The organism is Moorena sp. SIO4G3, from assembly GCF_010692305.1.
Classification (GTDB): Bacteria; Cyanobacteriota; Cyanobacteriia; order Cyanobacteriales; family Coleofasciculaceae; genus Moorena; species Moorena producens_A.
In genome coordinates this window covers 1-18,880 of the sequence record NZ_JAAHIG010000161.1, presented here as the reverse complement: position 1 = coordinate 18,880, position 18,880 = coordinate 1, and the positions used below count along the sequence as shown (strand labels likewise).

Here is an 18,880-nt window from a genome sequence, read left to right as displayed (position 1 = left end):
AGATTGAGCGATGCTGGTCTTGGCTCAAAAGTCGTATTCGTAAACAACTTAAGCAGTTTGATTGTCTACGGGATGCGATGGAGTATGTCTTGGGTATAGCGTCCTAACCGCTGTGGCGGTTGCTATACTTGTCTCTTGCCATAGTAAAATAGCAACATCTCCTGGAAAACCCTACCGGTTATAAAATAGCTATACCAAAATCCCGATCCCCGGCAATATTCCTTAGCACTTTAACGGTAAGCAAACCGTAAATATACTGCCTTGGTTTAACTGCGATCGCACTTTCACATTCCCCCCCATCCCCTCGACCAAAGTCCTGACAATGGATAGTCCCAAACCCGCGCCACCAGTAGAACGAGTTCTAGTTTCATCGACCCGATAGAAGCGGTCGAAAATACGGGCTTGTTGTTTTAACGGTATACCAATACCACGATCACAGACTTCAATTCTGCCACGGCCATCCACCTGAGATAACTTAACCGTGACTGGTTTATCGACACTAGAGTATTTTACAGCATTATCAATCAAATTCAGTAAGACTTGTTTGAGGCGATTGATATCAGCTTTGACCCAAATCCCAGGTTTATTACTCTCAACCTTAATAACTCGCTTAGTATATTGTCTTGCCATCTCAGCCACCTCTTGGACCAAGTCATCTAGGAGAAAGGATTCTAGATTGAAGTGTATATGACCACTATCTGCTCGTGCCAAATCCAGTAAATCTTGTAACATTTGCACAGTGCGGTCAGCTTCTGATGAAGCAATTTCTAGAGCTTCGCGCTGAGGTGGAGTCAAATTAGCACCGCGACGTAAGGTACTTTGGACATAGCCAGAGACTAAGGTTAAAGGAGTGCGCAATTCATGGGATACATTACTAACAAATTGCCGTTGATTTTCTAAGGCATCATTCAGACGCACGAGCATTTCGTCAAAGGTTTGTGCCAATTCTCTAACTTCTGTGGGAGCATTATCGAGCTGTATTTGCACATCTCCCAAATCATCCGCAGAAATACTCTCAGTTAGCTGACTCATCATCTGTAGTGGTTGGAGCGATCGCTTAATATAGAATGCGATCGCAATACACATTCCTCCAATAGCCAATGCTGTAGCAATCCCCAGACTCCGGATCAGCTGCAAAAACATCTTTTGATCACTAGTAATGTCTTGGGCAATGTAAAACTTACCAAGATTGGATTGCTTAACTTCCAAACTAGTGCCGCAAACCACCCAGTAGCTGCCATTTACTTCCAAGACTTCCGGCATGGGCGGTATCTGTGGCAAATACTTTGGTGATGTCAGAGTTTCAATGACCTCTAGCGCTTCAGATTGAGCAACAATACCATCTTTGGGATGCTTTACCCAGAGTAGGGTGTTACTATTGCTGAGTTTATCAATTGCTTTTTGCATTCCAGTTTCCATGGTAACCATATCGCTATAGATTTCCACATCCTGGGGGAAGCGCTCTGCAATATAACTAATACTCTGTTTGTGAGTGGAAACCAGAATATCCTGCATTTTCCAGCTGGTCCAAATTGCCAAACTCCCCATACCTAAGGCTGAAACAGCGGCAATTCCTAAGGTTAGTCTTACCCGTAGGGAACGTAAATCAAGATAATGGTAGTAGTTATTCAAGAATTTTTCCAGCAAACGGCTGGGGAACTTCATCAGTCTTTGTAGGATTATTTATATTAATATTACTAATTATCACTTTGACAGAACAACCTGAGAAATTACTGATAGAGGAGTTAGAATTATATAACTAATAGTTTGTTTGGGAGCATGGGGATTGTCTACCTGGGGTAATTGGGAATTGGGAATTGGTAACTATTATTACTATCCAGCCATAACTACTGGACTATAAACACTACCGATAACACTTGAGTATTCAGCTATCAGCTATCAGCTATCAGCTAATGCGCACGCGTGCGCGTTCAGCTTTTGAATAAAACAGGTAAGCATTGGAATAATGCTGAGTTACGTTAGCTGACAGCACCTCAAGTAGCGATGCAGCGCGGTCTTGGGGGTTTCCCCCATGAGCGACTGCATCAAGACAGCGTGGCCATTCGGGTAGCGTGGCCAAGGCTGACGGCATTATGCTGAATGCTTACAATAACACTACCAAAACAAGTGAATAAAATAGGGTGCATCTCATTTTTACTGTTTGACATGGTGGTGCGTTACGGGGCGGCCTGTCCAAACCCTGACTACGAGGAGAAAAATTAAGGCCCCCCTAACGCACCCTACGGAAAATTTTAAAAACTGAGATGCACCCATAAAATATGATTGGGTAGACGAGTCTAAGGTTAGTAAAAGTAAGTGTCGCCCAGCTGAGTAAAAAGCCACCGTGTTGAACTGGATTTATTTAACTCCCTATCGGGATTTATTTCATTTGATTAACATAGCCCAATTATGAGTATCCGTAATCGGTAAAATAACGTATATTTATACTATCTACCATCTTCCAATGGGAATTTCTTTGTGAACAATAACAAGTGGTGAGAGGCTTACCAATCACCCGCTCATGACCTGACGCCATCACCTGATCTAAGGTTGAGTATATAGGCGTAGGGTGTGTTAGGGACGGGCTCGCCAAGACGCAAGCCATAGCACGTGTTGGGACACTCCGTCCCGTAACGCACCACCGCTAAGGTTGAGATATTTTGGCGTAGGGTGTGTTAGGGACGGGCTCGCCAAGACGCAAGCCATAGCAAGAGTTGGGACACTCCGTCCCGTAACGCACCACCGCGTCAAATAGTAAAAAAGTTGGGTAGGGTGTGTTAGGGACGGGCTCGCCAAGACGCAAGCCATAGCAAGAGTTGGGACACTCCGTCCCGTAACGCACCACCGCGTCAAATAGTAAAAAAGTTGGGTAGGGTGTGTTAGGGGGGCCTCATTGTCTTGATGCAGTCGCTCATGGGGGAAACCACGGCAGTCGCTCATGGGGGAGACCCCCAAGACCGCGCTGCCTTCCCAAGACCGCGCTGCATCGCTTTCCGCCTCGTAGCCAGGCTTTGGATAGCCCGCCCCGTAACGCACCACCGCGTCAAATAGTAAAAAAGTTGGGTAGGGTGCGTTAGGGGGGCATCATTGTCTTGATGCAGTCGCTCATGGGGGAAACCACGGCAGTCGCTCATGGGGGAGACCCCCAAGACCGCGCTGCCTTCCCAAGACCGCGCTGCATCGCTTTCCGCCTCGTAGCCAGGCTTTGGATAGCCCGCCCCGTAACGCACCACCGTGTCAAACAGCAAAAATGAGATGCACCTCGGGTGCATCGCTATTCCGTCTTATCTCTTCCCTGTTCCCAGATCCGCTGTTCCCTGTTCCCTAAAATCTAGTGTCAAACAGCAAACATGAGATGCACCCGTCATATTTCTAGTTCTATCTATATCCCGTTCTATTTATTACCGACAATTTAATTATGAAACGTTTTGGAAATTTACTGCTAATTTTGTCAGGAATCATAATGGCGGGTGAAGCCTCAACTGCCTTAGCTGAGTCTCCCAAAATCGGGGAACCGGAACCGATCCAACACAGAAGTGAACCTCTAACTGTCTCACATTTAGGGGCTACTGAGGTTTCTGACATGTCAGATAATACTGAAGTTCCTAGGTCGGGGGATATATCTGAAACTGAAGCATCGACTACCGATGCCCCTACGGAAACTTCCGATACTGGTATACCTATACCTAGAAATCCTATAGATATAGAAGTGCCATTACCGGATAATTCCACTGAAGACACTAAGCAGCAAGATACCTTAGTAGATAGGGAGCTTCCAGAAACAGACACTTCTACGACAACTGTACCTACAATAGACTCAGATACCAAAGATACAGAAACTGCGGATACAGAAACTGCGGATACAGAAACTGCGGAGACAGAGGTAGAGAAAGAAGAAACCACAACGGCTGTTGACGCTGAAGAAAAAGACCTGGAAGCAGAAGCTGAAGAACTTAGCCCAGAAGAACTGGCAAAACAGCAAAAACTTATTGAAGCCGATAGACTTTATCTAAGTGGAGATATAATTGGTGCTGAACAACTATATCGTGAAGCAAAGAATCCTTTTGATAATCTAGAACCAGTTCAAAAACTACCGGAGCCAATTTACGAAACCACTCAACTCTCTCCCGCTGGTGGAGTGTACTGGCGTAACTATGAGTCAGGGTTAGAAAAGAATTTAGAAAGTAAAATTCTAATTCCCCTCAAGTTTTTAGTAGAGCAGCAACCAGAATTTATTCCCGGTCATATACGCTACGCTCAAGCTCTAAAAGATTATGAGCGCCTTGATGAAGCCTTAGTAGTTTTAACGCAAGCTAAAAATCTATATCCCAATGAGCCGGAATTAATCAAGGTAACTATGGCAATGCTAGCAGACTCAAAAAATTGGTTTGAAGCATCTCTGGTAGCTCGTGAATTTGCCCTGTTTAATACTGAGCATCCTCAATCGGAAGAGTTTCTTCAGCTGGCTGATCAGCATCTAGACCGCCACATTTCCCATCTCCGGAATGAAATTACCGGTAATACAATAATGAATGTGATCACTGGAACATTAGGTTATGTTTTTACTGGTAATCTCTTTGGTCCCCTGTCGGCAATAGAGTCAACTGTATTAATGCTTCAGGGAGAATCAGGCATTGGGAAAAGAATTGCTAAGCAAGCACAAAAGCAATTACCGATGCTAGAAGACGAAGAAGTGCTGGAGTATGTGCGGGAAATGGGAAATGAACTTACCAAGGTAACAGGTCGCGATGAGTTTAACTACGAGTTTTATGTAGTTATGGATGACCAACTCAATGCTTTCGCTTTACCGGGAGGTAAAATATTTATCAACGCTGGCGCTATCCTAAAAACCAAGTCCGAAGCGGAATTAGCTGGTTTACTGGCTCACGAACTATCCCATGCTGTGTTATCCCACGGTTTCCAGTTAGTCACTCAAGGTAACTTGACTGCTAACATTGCCCAATTTATCCCCTATGGTGGCACTGCTGCTAATTTAATTGTACTTAACTACAGCCGGAATATGGAACGTCAGGCTGATGATTTAGGAACTAAAATTCTTGCGGCTAGTGGCTATGCAGCAGATGGATTGCGCAATTTGATGATTACACTGCATGATCAAGGTGGACCAAAACCATTATTTCCTTGGCTTTCAACTCACCCAGAGACTAAAGAACGGATTAATAATTTAGAAGCTATAATCGACAATAATGGTTACAACCGTTATACCTATGAAGGTGTAGAAAAGCACCTAGAGATTCAGAAGCGAGTTGCTCAACTCCTGAAAGAATATGAGGAAAAACAGAAGGAAGAAGAAGAGGGAAAACAGGAGGTAAAACAACAAGATGAGCAGCAGCAAACACAGCAGCAAGAACAGGAGTTAAAACAACAAGATGACCAGAAGCAACCACAGCAGCAAGAACAGGAGTTAAAACAACAAGATGACCAGGAGCAACTACAGCAGCAGTAAGCATATGGGCTATGCTCACCCTGGGCGAACAGCAGTCAGCAGTCAGCAGTCAGCCATTCCTGTACCGTGGCGATAGGCCAAGGCTCAAGCTAAGTGAACAGCTTATTTTATTCAAAATTACCTCAAGTAGGGTGGCCACAAGCCCCTGATAGCTGAGAACTGATAGCTGATAGCTGATAACTGATAGCTGATAGCTGATAGCTGATAGCTGATAGCTGATAGCTGATAACTGATAGCTGATAGCTGATAGCTGAATACTTAAGATCACATTGCTTCAAGTTCCTTACCTTTGGTTTCCCGAACTGCGAAAACAACTAAGAAAAAGGAGATAGCAGCAGCAATGGCATAAAGACCATAAGCAGTACCTAAACCAAATCTAGTCAGGAGAATGGGGAAGGTGATGGTAATGAAAAAATTGGCCAGCCATTGAGTTGAAGCACCAACAGACAGAGCAGACCCTCGAATCTGGTTGTTGAACATTTCCCCTAGCATCACCCAGACCACTGGTCCCCAGGAAAAGCCAAAGCAGAACACATAGAGGTTAGCGGCGAAGAGGGCGACAATCCCTTGAAAGTGAGTCAGAATCAATTCACCAGCGCTATCCAAGTGGGCGAAAGTGAAAATAAATGCCATTATCCCCAAGGTCAAGGTCATCCCAATAGACCCGATCAGCAGAAGGGGTTTGCGTCCAAACTTGTCGATGTATGCGATCGCTAAAAGGGTAGTAAGAAGATTAATAGCGCCAGTAATAACATTAATTAGCAGGGAATCCCCTTCTGAAAACCCTACCTCTTGCCATAACACATTACCATAGTAGAATACTACATTAATTCCCACAAACTGTTGAAATAGAGATAATCCCATGCCCACCCAGACAATGGGAAGCAGCATACCATTTTTACCAATCAGATCAGATAGTTTAGGCTTGCGCTCCTTGAGAACTGTTTGCTGAATTTCCAATACTTTGGCTTGGACATCACCACTCTCAATCTTGGCGAAAACAGCAGCAGCTTTTCTCAAGCGGCCAATAGATACCAGAAAGCGGGGAGATTCAGGAATCAACCAAGCCCCGACCCCATAAACAATTGCTGGAATCACCTCCATCCAGAACATCCAGCGCCAAGCCGGTATAGAAAACCAAAGTGGTGCTTCTGCTGAACCGGTAACCATACCAATCAAGTAATTGCTGACAAAAGCAATAAAAATACCAATAACAATGGCCAATTGCTGCAGAGAACCTAACCTTCCCCGTAGGTGAGCTGGAGAAACCTCTGCGATGTAAGCTGGACTAATTACACTAGCGGCACCCACAGCAATGCCACCCACCAGTCGATAGACTACAAAATCCCAGATACCGATTGCTATACCAGAGCCAATGGCACTGATTGTAAATAAAGCAGCAGTCATCAGCATCACCTTTCTACGGCCATACCAATCCGCCATCTGTCCAGCGTAAAACGCCCCAACTGCAGAACCTAGCAGCATCGAAGATACTGAAAATCCCGTCCCGACGCTAGTGGAGTGAAAGGCTTTTTGCAGTGCTGTAATGGTGCCATTGATCACTGCACTGTCGAAACCGAATAAAAAACCACCAATCGCAGCCACTGCGGAAATCAGGACTACAAAAGATATATGGTATTGTTGTTGGTCATTTATCATTGATAGCAGTTCTCAATGGGGTGAGGGACTTAAGCCGGTAGGGAGTAGGGAGTAGGGAGTAGGGAGTAGCGCTGCATCGCTTTTGAATTTTCTATATTCATACCAAGTTGCGGTCAAAGGTACAACTTTCTCTTCCGCCCATCTCCCCATCTCCCCATCTCCCTATCGGGTGCATCTCCTAAAAGTTGTTTGACTTGGTGGTGCGTTACGGGGCGGGCTGTCTAAACCCTGGCGCTTGAGCGGAAAATGATGCCCCCCTAACACACCCTACGCCACTTTTTTACTAAAAGTTGTTTGACTTGGTGGTGCGTTACGGGGCGGGCTGTCTAAACCCTGGCGCTTGAGCGGAAAATGATGCCCCCCTAACACACCCTACGCCACTTCCGCCCATCTCCCCATCTCCCCATCTCCCCATCTCCCCATCTCCCCATCTCCCTATCCAACAATATAAAATCTCTTTGAATGCAACTCGGTATCATCCATACCTGGAAGCTTTTTGCTCTAATTCTTTAGGTGGAAAAGTTGCCAGTTAAGCAACTGTCTATGGAAAGAACGACCTATCACCAATGGCATAGCAGGGTTCAATAGTAGACAGAGCGAGGATTAAAGCCGAATCTTGCTAAGACCTTAACTACCACGGGATTGTGTACAGGTTTAAATAGTGGCATGGGATACCTCACGAAGCTTTAAAAAAGGAAAGTACAGTTTAAAGGTAAGGTAAAGCTCAGGGAGCAGGCAGCAAATGGAATCAACTAAAAACACCACCATGGAAGAGATGAACCTATTCTCAGAGCCTGGCAGTGGCAAGGTAGAAAAGACAATTACCCCTCATAAGCCAGGACGAGTCAAGTATAAAGCAACTTACTGGCCAGCAGAAGTATGCTCCGATTTTCAAGTCACCCTTGAACCTGAAGACCCAGTTACAGTTGTTGGTCGGCGGGGCATTACCCTGATTGTGGTACCAGTTGGTTATATTTTTCCTGACTCCCAAGAGTCGAGCCAAAACCTAGCCAGAGGGATTGTCTCACGTTTGTTGAGTTGGACTCAACGTGTGACTTAAGTGTTTACAGTATTTTTACAGTGAACCAAACTAATTAACTTCAGAAGCCCAATACTGAACCTAGGGTTGACAGTATTGGGCTTCTAGGTTTACTTGAACTTTGCCACTAAGATCACGCTTTCTGAGCGACTTAGGAAAAACTCTACCGTTAAAGTTAGTTATTAATAATCACCATTACTTAACCACTACTTATAGGTGAGTTTACTTGAAGTTTGACACTAAGGTTACTTTTGCTTTATAATAGTTTTATCGGTATAGTTTATAGAAACAGCTATGAACAAGTGCGTTTGTACTACTGAAGCGGCATCTCTTTTAGGTATTTCTCCTCGCCGATTGCGCCAACTCCTTGAGAAGGGTCGGGTCCGGGGTGCCTATAAAAGCGGGAAATTCTGGATTATTCCCCTGTTCAACAATATGCCTCAAATCATTAAAGGCACTAGAGGACCAAAAGGAAAATGGCGTACCAGTCGTACTCCGGCTCTAGCCAAGATTAATGTCAACCGTAATCACATTGGCTCGAATATCAACAAAAGCCCTCAAGAGCGCAAGCCAGTGATTTCAGTAAAACGAAGTGGCAACAATGTATACGGCAACCAGGTAGAAATCCTCGGTCCGTGTCGGATTGTATATCAGCCAGACACTCCACTGCCTTGTGGCGCTCGTCTGTGGATTGAAACCTTTAGTGATGTTCAGTTCATTGGTGGTAGTTTTCCTGCTCGTGGTTGAAGCAAAAGTTGCTAGTTATCGACAGCAGAACAGAGATATCAAAAGTTTGTCGAGGATGGCAACAACTGATCACAAAATTGTGATCACAGAACTATGGAAAGCCTCGGGATTTTATCCGTGGCCATTGACTTGATGCAAAAACTTTTCCAATCGATCCATCCCCTTCTCAATGGAAGCCATATCCGTAGCATAGGACAGACGGATACAATCATCAGCACCAAAGGCAATACCAGGAATTGCAGCAACTTGCTGGGAACTGAGTAAGCGATCGCAAAATTCCAAAGAGGTTAAACCCGTTTGACTAATGTTAGGGAATAAGTAGAAAGCAGCGTCTGGCTTCACACAAGTCAGTCCAGCCATGGCCGTGAGGCGATCTAACATCACCTGTCGCCGTTGGGCAAAGGCTTGGCGCATTTTTTCTACACAGTCAAGGGAACCTTCCAAAGCTGCGATCGCACCATACTGAGCAAAGGTACAAACATTGGAGGTGCTATGACTTTGAATTGTGGTCATTGCTTTAATTAGCTCTAGTGGACCGGCGATATAACCGATACGCCAGCCGGTCATGGCAAAGGCTTTAGCAAACCCATTACTAATGATAGTGCGCTTGAATATTTCTGAGCCTACTGCCCCAATACTAAGGTGTTGAGCCCCATCGTAGCGAATTTTCTCGTAAATTTCGTCAGAAACCACCAGAATATCTTGCTCTACAACTACCTCCGCCAAGGCTTTTAGTTCTGCGGGAGTATAAACCATACCGGTGGGATTAGACGGAGAGTTGAGAATAAATAATTTAGTTTGGGGTGTAATGGATGAACGGAGCTGAGCCGGTGTAATTTTGTACCCAAGAGTGGCATCTGTAGGAACAATCACAGGTTTGCCCCCAGCCAGCTTCACCATTTCTGGATAGGAAAGCCAGTAGGGAGCAGGAATAATCACCTCATCTCCCACTTCAATCAGAGCCAGCATCAAGTTGAATAGGGATTGCTTACCACCGTTGGTGACAATCACGTTCTGTGTATCGTAATCCAGGTTATTCTCATGGCGCAGTTTATTTGCGATCGCAACTCTTAGCTTCGGTTCCCCAGCGGCTGGACCATACTTAGTCTTTCCTTCATCCAGGGCTTGCTTACTGGCTGCTTTAATATGAGCGGGAGTGTCAAAATCCGGTTCTCCGGCGCTAAAACTACAAACATCAATCCCATCTGCCTTCATGGCTTTGGCTTTAGCAGCAATGGCTAAAGTTAAGGAAGGGGTAACTTGACCAACTCTTGATGCCAGCTTCATGCTCAAAAATAATAACTGAGGAATTGTTAATCCGATTGCCTTGACAATCTTATTATTATCTCATAATAGCTAGCCATTAAGAATTTATTTTAGATTTATTTTAGATTTATTTTAGATTTGTTTTAACATTTATTTTATTTTTCAGCCTTGTCCCTTTGTTACCTAATCAGGGCTAATCAATGCTGTGGGGGTTTGCTGTCAAACTATTAACTTAAGTTAACTAAAGACTAGAAACTATATATTTCTTAAATTGATGTGTTTTTTTGCTGCAATTTACTTGCAATTAATTCAGACTTAGATTGATTGTCTACTTGACTAAGTAGCAGGGCAAACGCATCTAAATTATAGAAGCCTTACTCAGCCAAGATAGCAAAATTCCTAAGCAAAATTACTTATGGAATAACTCTTATATCGAGTAAGCATTTCAAAATAAAAAATAAGATGTGTTTAGGCTGGACTAAGTAAGTAGCATTCAGCTGTCAGCTAATAGCTGATAGCTGATAGCTGAATGCTGAACGCGCACGCGTGCGCGTAGCGCATATGCTTACATTTGCCCCGACAAGTTTGTTTGGGCTTCTTTGTGTCTACTAATTGATTTTCCTGTCACTGTCGGAAGAGGATATTGTAAATGTTAGAGGTAGAGAAATACTACAGAATCCTGGAGCTGGAGCCTGGAGCGTCACAGGAGGAGATTCACCAGGGCTACCTCGATTTGACCTGGGTATGGCATCCTGACCGTTTTCCTGGTCATCCCCGGCTACAACAGAAAGCTCACTCCAAGCTGCAACAAATCAATGAAGCTCATGCCCAATTGCGCTCTTTACAAAGAACTCTCGGTTGGCAAAATAGACACCCCAAGCCTAAACCCCAGAAGCAATCACCATTAAAGAACCAATATCCTAACTCAGACTTATATAAACAGGAAGTTAATCCTGTAACTACCGAAGCTAGTGAAAGTAAAACTGGCAGTAAGAGTCAGGAAAATCCAAAGTCTAGACGTGTCTATACTAGCCAGAAAATTGATGATTGGTTAGATTAACTTACTGGTGATTACTTGTGATAACTGGATCGCTGCTTTAATTGCTTAAGGTTTCTATATTCTGTCGGTAGGCAATTAAGGCGTGACGATTCCGGTATTCGGCTATACCACGCAGAATTGCATCAGACACTTCCCGGGATACGATCGTCTTAATTTCAACATTGGTGTTGTAGCCCGGAATATCTCCTAGACGTCTGCCATGACCCCCCTCTCCCCGTACATCACTAACAGTATAACCAGTAGCCCCGTGGCTTTTGATTAGCTTCACCAGGCTTTCTCGAATTACTGATTCACCAATGATGGTGACTAAGACAGCACTATTGATGGGAGCATCTTCTGTAGACATAGGAAATTCCATAATCCTGACATCTACTAGTGTAGAATCTACTAGTGTAGAATCTACTAGATGTTAATTTTTAGTTATCAATGGGATTGACCTACGGTCACGCTAAGCGAACCCATTGACAACCAAGCTTAACTATACCGATTAGTGCGTAATTTCAAATCCCTGCAAACCTTCCGGTGTCTCATTCTTAACCACCACATTGTCAACCACAGCATTTAACGGTCCGCTATGACACCAACGAACCATAGCTTCTACTGCTGCGGTGTTCCCTTCAAACACTGCTTCCACACGCTTATCAAGAAGATTTCTGACCCAGCCGTTGACCCCTAGATGCTTAGCTTGAAGCATTGTGGCGTAGCGATAACCAACTCCTTGAACTCTTCCGGAAATGAAAACATGGCTGCGGATTTGCTTGTGTGGTGTTGATGAGTTTGGCATTGAGAAGTTTGCTGTTGACTACACCAATTAATGTTGAAGGTTGTTCGCCCTAAGCATCCTTTGTCGGGGAGGTTGAGTGTAACACGCTTTGCTTAGGGTCAACCTTCAACCAACCTTCAACATAGTTACCCCAAACCATGGAACTTTATCGTATTGTTGAGCTACAGCGCACCAGCCGCTGTTTTATCCAATACACCTCCAGATAGGTGTGTGGTGATATTCATCGCTTGCAATACTGGGGCTTTGTCTAAGCCTTGGGGATAATCAATTACGCTGACAGCCCCATTTCCCTGCTTGATATTCCAAATTAATGCTGGACTCAAGCCAAGAATGTCACAAAGTACTACTTTATTGATAGCATCATGAGCCACCACTAAGCCAGTCATAAATCCAGAACCAGATGCCGTAGCCGATTGAACTATCCCATTCCAGGATGGCATTGCCCTTTCCAAAACATCCTGTAGGTTCTCTCCTTCTGGCATTTGTACGGTTTCTGGGGCAACTTTCCACTGATTGAGCAATTCACCATACTCTTGGGTAATCTCTGACTCTAATTTGCCCTCCCATAAGCCATGACTGATTTCCCGGAGTCCATCATCAAGTTGCAAATTGACATTGGGGTGAGACTGGAGAATAATTTCAGCAGTTTCCTTAGGACGCAGCATGGGGCTACTGACAGCCAAATCAATGGGGATATCTTTTAGAAACTCAGCCGCCTGCTGTCCTTGTTTACGACCATTGTCATTTAAAGGTACATCAATCTGTCCCTGAAAGCGAGACGCACGATTCCAATCGGTTTCACCATGGCGCACCAACAACAGACGCAACCCTTGGTCAATATCTCCCCTTCTTGGCAAGGTTTCTCCCAAGTGGGAGGTTTGATTAAGGGATTCCAATTGTACGGTTTCTCCCCAACCACCTGTGAAATTTAGTACATTGATGCCACAATTGGATTGCCTGATACTATGGTAACGAGGAGGAGTTACCCCAATGGCACTGCTAATTAAGCAGCGATTGATACCATTATGGGCTACGATTAAAATCGTACCTCCTTGATAGAGGGGGATAACCTCTTGCCAAAACTGCTCTGCTTGTTTATATAGTTCAAGCACGGGAAAGTGTTCTTTAGACCCGACCGCTGTGGGAATGACCATGGAAAATTCATGGGGGCGTTCTTTCCAGCGCTGGTAGTCTTCTGGGAACTTTTCCTTAACTTCATTCTTGTGCAGATTTTGCCAAAGGGGTAAATCGATTTCCATCAGCTGATCTGATGGCTGTAACTGGGGAGCGTCTGGCAAATAGGATAGGATAATCTCTGCGGTTTGCTTTGCCCGTTGTAAAGGGGAGCAGTAGATAGCATCAAAGCTGAGGCTACTGAGGGCAGTACCAACTTTTTGGGCATCAGCACGACCTTTGTCGGTCAAGACTGACTGATCACTGCGTCCTTGAATGATCTGCTGAATGTTGTAAGTACTTTGACCGTGACGGACAATAACGACGCGGGTAGCCAATCTCTTATTCCTCCATGAGCAGGTATGTGGTTCAGCCGGGTCAGCTAGGGTGACAAATGTATACTGGGTCTACTGAGATGATTCCGAATCATCAAGGTAATTGTAACCTAGCTAGATCATCCCTAAACTGGCAGTGTACTGTTGGTGACTAGTTATTGGTTACTTGTCTATTGACCACCAATAAATAACTAGTAACTAATGAGCAAAATGCTTGTGTGTTGGGGGGTTTGATGACTATAAAACGGTTCTTTTTGATTGTACTGACGATTTTTGCGATCGCTAGAATTGGCCTTTCTCTGGTAGAAAGCTGGGGTCAGCCCCAGATTCAAACTAATCTGGAACTTCGCCAAACCAATCTAGTACTTCATGGCTGGCAGTGGCAGAACACAAACCCTGATTCTGATACATCTGAGCAGCTTAATCAGGAGTCTAAGATAGATTGGACTGTGGTTCGTAATGCTTTGATTGGTGCTGAGCCGTTTCAATCTGCTCAAAAACAGTATGAAACAGCCCGTCAATTGGCTCAGACCAATCAGTCAAAGGTCCTGACCAAACTCGAAAAATTTTCCATAGGGAAGGTAACCACACCGAACGATAGGGGGCAATCACAATCACCAGCTATTCCCCTGACCCAAAACGCCTATCCCTCGGAGCAACAGCAATTGCAAGAGTCATTGTCTGACATCGAACAGCTGATTGCTCGGCTGGATTTGCGTATTGGCATTCTCCAAGCTCAACAAGGAAAAACCGATGCTGCTATTGAAACCTGGGATAAACAGACATACTCTAATGGCTCATTAGAAACTGCTGGGGTATTAATGGGTCTATGGAGTGAGCCACCCCTGGTACTACCAGATGCTGAGGAAAAAATTGAACAAAATTTAGATAATTGGTTCCGCTATCGGGCGTTGAGTCAGCTGTATCAAGTGCAGCAGCGCCAAAGTGACCTATTGTTACTCCAAACCCAAGAACAAGAAACCGCTGAACAAGCCATTGTCAAATTATTCGTTATCGCTGTCATCCCAGGATTTAACACCCTATTGGGTTTAGTAATCTTAGTGTGCTTGGTTGGTCAGTTGTTGTTTCAAGGTCAGCAATCCCTTCTAGCAACCAATCATAATCTGCCATGGAAAACAGCTTGGGATGGGGAAATTATTTGGCAAGTGCTGATTTTTGGTTTTTTCGCCATCGGTCAACTGCTGTTACCGGTTTTAATTGGTCTGTCACTGGGGATTGTTGGAATTAACCCAGCCAATTTTACGGTACAGATGAGTGCTTTCTATGTGTTGCTAACTTACCTAATCATGGCATTTGGGGGCTTGTTAGTGATGTATCTTTCCATTAAGCCCTTTTTGCCCCTCCCAGAGGATTGGTTTCGTTTCAAGTGGCGCAGCAACTGGATTGTCTGGGGAGTCGGTGGCTATTTGATAGCACTGCCCTTGGTGATTGTGGTATCTCTGATTAACCAACAGTTATGGCAAGGAAATGGCGGTAGTAACCCACTGTTGCCCCTAGCTTTGGAGGGACAGGACACCATAGCTTTGACGATATTTTTTCTGACAGCAGCTGTGGCAGCACCAGTGTTTGAAGAGATAATCTTTCGAGGGTTCTTGTTGCCCTCTTTGACTCGTTATCTACCAGTTTGGGGAGCGATCGCATTAAGTAGTCTGATTTTTGCGATCGCTCATTTGAGTCTCTCAGAAGTCCTACCCCTAGCCACATTGGGAATTGTCTTGGGATTCGTTTACACGCGATCGCGTAATCTCCTAGCTCCCATGCTGCTCCATAGTCTCTGGAATAGTGGTACGCTTCTGAGTTTGTTTGTTTTAGGCAGTAGTTAACATTTAAGTTAAACGTTTGAAGTATCAAGGGTGAAGTATGACCCCTTTGGGGAATTCAAAATTCAAAATTCAAACTTCAAAATAAAGAAAATCAGTTCGCGCAGCGTGGCCTACGGCCTATATTGGGCAATTTTTTCATTCTGGGTACAAGCCCCCACTGATTGTCATTTTGAATTAATAATTTTTAATTTTGAATTGGAGCGCGTTAAGCAGCGTGACCATAGGTCAAGCGACTTGACCTGTGACATTCTTCAGACTTCAAAAAACACCATAAAGCTGTTTAATAAGTACCATAATCTGATTCCCGTACTCCAAATCTGGATTCCAACGTCTGCCTAAGTCATAAACTGAAGGAGCAACACCTCTGGGCACATAGTCGAAACGAGGGTCTACTATCGGGGGCTCGTTAATCATATCAGTACTGGCATATGCCTTCAGGTGCTGAATGTGAGCTTTAACTCCTGTTTTGGGATCAGGAAACGTAGCACCAGCAGCACTAGCATCAACGGTACCCAATCCACAGAAGTTATTCTGCTCAGGTTTGACCTTACCTCCAAAGCGTAAATAATCGGTTTCCAGACACATCTGACAGAAGGCAACATCATGGTTCACTCCCTCATTTTCCGCTTCTTCTATGTAAAGTCTGGGTAAGTCAGGAAATTGTTTTAAACCGTCTTGATTGTTTTTCTCAAGAAAGCTTTTCAATTGGCTTTCAGTGGTATTTCCCATCCCCATAATTTGGTCAGCATCTTCCAGTAAAGTCCGGGGAAGTGAATCTAAAATTACAGTTTTTGTCTGATTTTCCCAGGATGCAGCTATATTAAAATCCTGTAAGTCTACCGCTTTGACATAGACAACATTTCCATAACTGATTTGCCGAATATCTTTCCGATCAGTTAGGCTAATCCCGAGCATTTCCACTAAATCAACGGGAATAAAGGCATTGCTATTAATTAAAATCCCTTTTTCATCATACTTCTGTTGTTTTTTAATAAAGATATTGATAGTAGGAAACTCAGGAGTTTTTGGAGTCTGACCGCTCCATTTAATTAACCCTTGAGCAATCCCTTTGGCAAATTTTTCCCGCTGATTTTGCAGTAACTCTAGGTCTTGAGGATTGTCGATAAAACACAACTGCATCAGTACCGAAGAGACTGCTACCTGACGACAAAAGGATAAGCCGCGCCGGTTTGGAGAGTGGATATCCGGTTGAACGCCACGACGGGGAAGTTCAGGAATTTCTTGGAGTAAGGCATTCAGTAAGAGTTGAGCATCGAGCTGCCTTTCATCGTTACCATGGATGTAAAAGGCTTCAGCCCCTCGCAGGGAACCGTTAAAGGCATTGCCATGGATTTCCAAGGCTACGTCACCAGGTACAGCATTGGCATTGATCCATCGAATCGTGTCTTGAAGACTGAGAGAGTCAGGAACAACAATACAATCTACTCCCCGTAATTCAAGCTGTTTAACAATTTCGTTACGGGTAAGTATCATTTCCCGAGATTCTGTTGTGCCTAAAGCCACTACTCCCGGGTCTTTGAGGTCATGACCAGCGGAAATTATAATACGTGCCATGGGTTGGTTTCTTCTCCTTGGTTTACCGTTTTTTGGTCGGAAAATAATTCGGTAGATTGCTTTAAAAAGCCGTGCTAATAGCTTACGCATTTCGCATTTAAATTGTCAGTTACGGAAAAAGAATCAATGAAACAATCAATGATTATTTAGGAATGATGAATATCTCTGGAACTTGTTAATGAATGATAGATTATTTTACCATTGACCATTACCATTCGGTTAGGGTCAATGGTGCTCAATTAAAGTCCCATTTTGGCACGGGTTGCTGGGCCGACAATTCCATCTACATCTAAACCGTTTTGTTCTTGGAACTGCTTTACAACTGCCTCGCTACCTCGTCCATAGACACCATCCACATCCAGACTATAGCCTGCTTTGGCCAAGGCTTGTTGAATAGCACGCACGTCTTCTCCCTTCATGTAAGGTTGGCTTAGGCGCAGTACCCGAAATTGTATTGACTTCTCAGATTCTTTCTTGGAGGGTACCGAGATCGAAAACCCTTCTGAAAAACTATTGTTTAGTCGTCTCTCGGTTGATGGTCCGTAGGAACCATCTTCGGCAATCCGGTCATTGATATTATAGCGGTTCCAAACTCGCTGGAATGCCCGCACTGCTAGGGCGCGAATGTCTCGGGTACCTCTGCCTACGTAGTCGAAATGAACTGGGTCCCCCCAACCAAGCCATCGCCAGCCGTACTTCTGGAGGTAAGGTCGCCAGCTTTGGTAATCTGAAATATCAATGGCTAGACCACTTTGGTGATTACTGCGAGACGGACGGGCAGCAATAGGAATACCGCAACGGCTATTTCTGTAGTGGTTATATAGTATTAATTGCTGGGCAATGGTGCGATAGGCTGAATTTACTACCATGGGAACGCCCCGGTCTTGAATAGCACGTTCGAGGGCTCTTTTGGCAGCGGGTTGGAGCATAGCCCAGACCGCAGGACCTAGTTGCACATCTAAATCATCAAAGCTGATTAGTACATTCGGGATAAGTCGGTTCATTTCATCAATAATCTGCTTGTCTAGCCCCCGAACCACTTCTGTGGAGCAGGAGGTAACATTCCTGACCTTGATGGATATTTTCTTAGGGAACAACTGCTTGTCATCATCCCAAACCTCCACATGGGGTTCGTAGACGTACCAGGTATTCTTGCCATTAAATTCATCTTTGGTCAAAGCAATCCGCAGGTAAGACTTCTCTTCTTTGAGGTCTACCCAGCTGTGCAGCTCTAGTTCCCTGCCTTTTTTGACCCAAACTTTATCCTCTTCATTTTCGATCTTCTGGCTGGGTACGGGTTGCTGTTTTAGGAAGGTATCATGTACGATTTTCAAAGATAAGACCATCAGTTTCCCTCATAGATGAAATGGTGGCAGTAGTCGTGATTGGTGAGTCGTGATTGGTGAGTGGTAATTGGTAAGTAGTAATTGATGTTTGTCACTTAAAGTAAACTCCTGCCTAGGAGGAGTGATTAGGACGTTTCAAGCTAGCTGTTGTTAGCCCTACCAAACTCAAGACTCTTCCACTATATATTCATATTCAATACTAGAGCCTGGGATTACGGGCAAATCCTTGACAAAATTGGGCATAATCCTCCGGTTATAACAGTTAGAGTCAAGAGGATATTAATGTCCTTGGTTAGTTCGACAGGAAACAGCTAATGACTGGGTTACCGAAAGCTCTGAGGGCGAAAGCCCCTAACTTATAGTTATGGGGATGAGCCCGAAGGGAATTTATTCCCCGTCAGCTAATTTTGATCTCAAATGCTGATACTGGCTCCGATAGTATATAATTAGATAGTAAGGCACGCCAGTATTGGAGATGACCCTTTGATATAAGTAGGTAACGTAAAAAATGTGTCTTGAGAATGCACATTGCGTAATTCAATCTAACGATATGATGGCCTATGAAAGTCATTGGGCAAGAAATTA

General features: G+C 44.3%; 17 protein-coding genes and 1 pseudogene. 8 read left to right on the top strand and 10 right to left on the bottom strand.

Going from position 1 to position 18,880, the window contains the following annotated elements:
• A pseudogene (locus F6J99_RS24635) lies at positions 1–107 on the top strand (IS630 family transposase); the annotation flags it as partial.
• Between the two features lie 115 nt (positions 108–222).
• On the opposite strand, the gene F6J99_RS24630 reads toward F6J99_RS24635, so the two are convergent.
• Complete coding sequence (locus tag F6J99_RS24630) at positions 223–1,665, bottom strand: HAMP domain-containing sensor histidine kinase (protein ID WP_293116208.1); 1,443 nt, start codon at positions 1,663–1,665, stop codon at positions 223–225.
• A 241-nt stretch (positions 1,666–1,906) separates the two neighbouring features.
• A complete protein-coding gene (locus F6J99_RS24625) occupies positions 1,907–2,080 on the bottom strand; it encodes a hypothetical protein (RefSeq protein WP_293116206.1) in 174 nt (57 codons plus the stop codon).
• A gap of 833 nt (positions 2,081–2,913) precedes the next feature.
• Between F6J99_RS24625 and F6J99_RS24620 the strand changes: the two genes are divergently transcribed.
• The 3 genes from F6J99_RS24620 (at position 2,914) to F6J99_RS24610 (ending at position 5,467) form a co-directional block, all read left to right on the top strand.
• On the top strand, positions 2,914–3,051 hold the full coding sequence (locus tag F6J99_RS24620) for a hypothetical protein (protein ID WP_293116204.1): 138 nt from the start codon (positions 2,914–2,916) through the stop codon (positions 3,049–3,051).
• Between the two features lie 56 nt (positions 3,052–3,107).
• Positions 3,108–3,254 carry a hypothetical protein gene (locus tag F6J99_RS24615; protein ID WP_293116202.1) on the top strand — a complete coding sequence of 49 codons (147 nt, stop codon included), beginning with the start codon at positions 3,108–3,110 and terminating at the stop codon, positions 3,252–3,254.
• Positions 3,255–3,418: 164 nt separating this feature from the next.
• The gene (locus tag F6J99_RS24610) at positions 3,419–5,467 is read left to right on the top strand and encodes a M48 family metallopeptidase (protein ID WP_293116200.1); all 2,049 of its coding nucleotides are present in this window, start codon (positions 3,419–3,421) and stop codon (positions 5,465–5,467) included.
• 264 nt (positions 5,468–5,731) lie between these two features.
• Here F6J99_RS24610 and F6J99_RS24605 read toward each other — a convergent pair whose 3' ends face one another.
• Complete coding sequence (locus tag F6J99_RS24605; RefSeq protein WP_293116198.1) at positions 5,732–7,126, bottom strand: sugar porter family MFS transporter; 1,395 nt, start codon at positions 7,124–7,126, stop codon at positions 5,732–5,734.
• A gap of 12 nt (positions 7,127–7,138) precedes the next feature.
• Positions 7,139–7,276 carry a hypothetical protein gene (locus F6J99_RS24600; protein ID WP_293116196.1) on the bottom strand — a complete coding sequence of 46 codons (138 nt, stop codon included), beginning with the start codon at positions 7,274–7,276 and terminating at the stop codon, positions 7,139–7,141.
• A 592-nt stretch (positions 7,277–7,868) separates the two neighbouring features.
• Between F6J99_RS24600 and F6J99_RS24595 the strand changes: the two genes are divergently transcribed.
• Both F6J99_RS24595 and F6J99_RS24590 read left to right on the top strand, forming a co-directional pair.
• Positions 7,869–8,186 (top strand): NfeD family protein, encoded by a 318-nt coding sequence (locus F6J99_RS24595; RefSeq protein WP_070395106.1) that lies wholly within the window; start codon positions 7,869–7,871, stop codon positions 8,184–8,186.
• A 273-nt stretch (positions 8,187–8,459) separates the two neighbouring features.
• On the top strand, positions 8,460–8,912 hold the full coding sequence (locus F6J99_RS24590; protein ID WP_293116194.1) for a helix-turn-helix domain-containing protein: 453 nt from the start codon (positions 8,460–8,462) through the stop codon (positions 8,910–8,912).
• Positions 8,913–9,023: 111 nt separating this feature from the next.
• On the opposite strand, the gene F6J99_RS24585 is transcribed toward F6J99_RS24590, so the two are convergent.
• A complete protein-coding gene (locus F6J99_RS24585) occupies positions 9,024–10,199 on the bottom strand; it encodes a pyridoxal phosphate-dependent aminotransferase (RefSeq protein ID WP_293116192.1) in 1,176 nt (391 codons plus the stop codon).
• 628 nt (positions 10,200–10,827) lie between these two features.
• Here F6J99_RS24585 and F6J99_RS24580 point away from each other — a divergent pair.
• The gene (locus tag F6J99_RS24580) at positions 10,828–11,238 is read left to right on the top strand and encodes a J domain-containing protein (RefSeq protein WP_293116190.1); all 411 of its coding nucleotides are present in this window, start codon (positions 10,828–10,830) and stop codon (positions 11,236–11,238) included.
• A 37-nt stretch (positions 11,239–11,275) separates the two neighbouring features.
• On the opposite strand, the gene F6J99_RS24575 is transcribed toward F6J99_RS24580, so the two are convergent.
• The 3 genes from F6J99_RS24575 to F6J99_RS24565 all read right to left on the bottom strand — a co-directional run bounded on the left by F6J99_RS24575 (position 11,276) and on the right by F6J99_RS24565 (position 13,533).
• Complete coding sequence (locus F6J99_RS24575) at positions 11,276–11,584, bottom strand: hypothetical protein (RefSeq protein WP_293116188.1); 309 nt, start codon at positions 11,582–11,584, stop codon at positions 11,276–11,278.
• Positions 11,585–11,725: 141 nt separating this feature from the next.
• Positions 11,726–12,022 (bottom strand): acylphosphatase, encoded by a 297-nt coding sequence (locus F6J99_RS24570; protein ID WP_293116186.1) that lies wholly within the window; start codon positions 12,020–12,022, stop codon positions 11,726–11,728.
• A gap of 161 nt (positions 12,023–12,183) precedes the next feature.
• On the bottom strand, positions 12,184–13,533 hold the full coding sequence (locus tag F6J99_RS24565) for a histidine phosphatase family protein (protein ID WP_293116184.1): 1,350 nt from the start codon (positions 13,531–13,533) through the stop codon (positions 12,184–12,186).
• Positions 13,534–13,763: 230 nt separating this feature from the next.
• On the opposite strand from F6J99_RS24565, the gene F6J99_RS24560 reads away from it, so the two are divergent.
• Positions 13,764–15,374 (top strand): CPBP family glutamic-type intramembrane protease, encoded by a 1,611-nt coding sequence (locus F6J99_RS24560; protein ID WP_293116182.1) that lies wholly within the window; start codon positions 13,764–13,766, stop codon positions 15,372–15,374.
• Positions 15,375–15,632: 258 nt separating this feature from the next.
• Here the strand turns inward: F6J99_RS24560 and F6J99_RS24555 are convergent, their stop codons facing one another.
• Positions 15,633–16,949: an N-acetylmuramoyl-L-alanine amidase gene (locus tag F6J99_RS24555; RefSeq protein ID WP_293116180.1), complete on the bottom strand. Its 1,317-nt coding sequence runs from the start codon at positions 16,947–16,949 to the stop codon at positions 15,633–15,635.
• Between the two features lie 239 nt (positions 16,950–17,188).
• On the bottom strand, positions 17,189–18,295 hold the full coding sequence (locus F6J99_RS24550) for a peptidoglycan-binding protein (protein ID WP_293116178.1): 1,107 nt from the start codon (positions 18,293–18,295) through the stop codon (positions 17,189–17,191).
• Positions 18,296–18,880 lie beyond the last annotated feature (585 nt).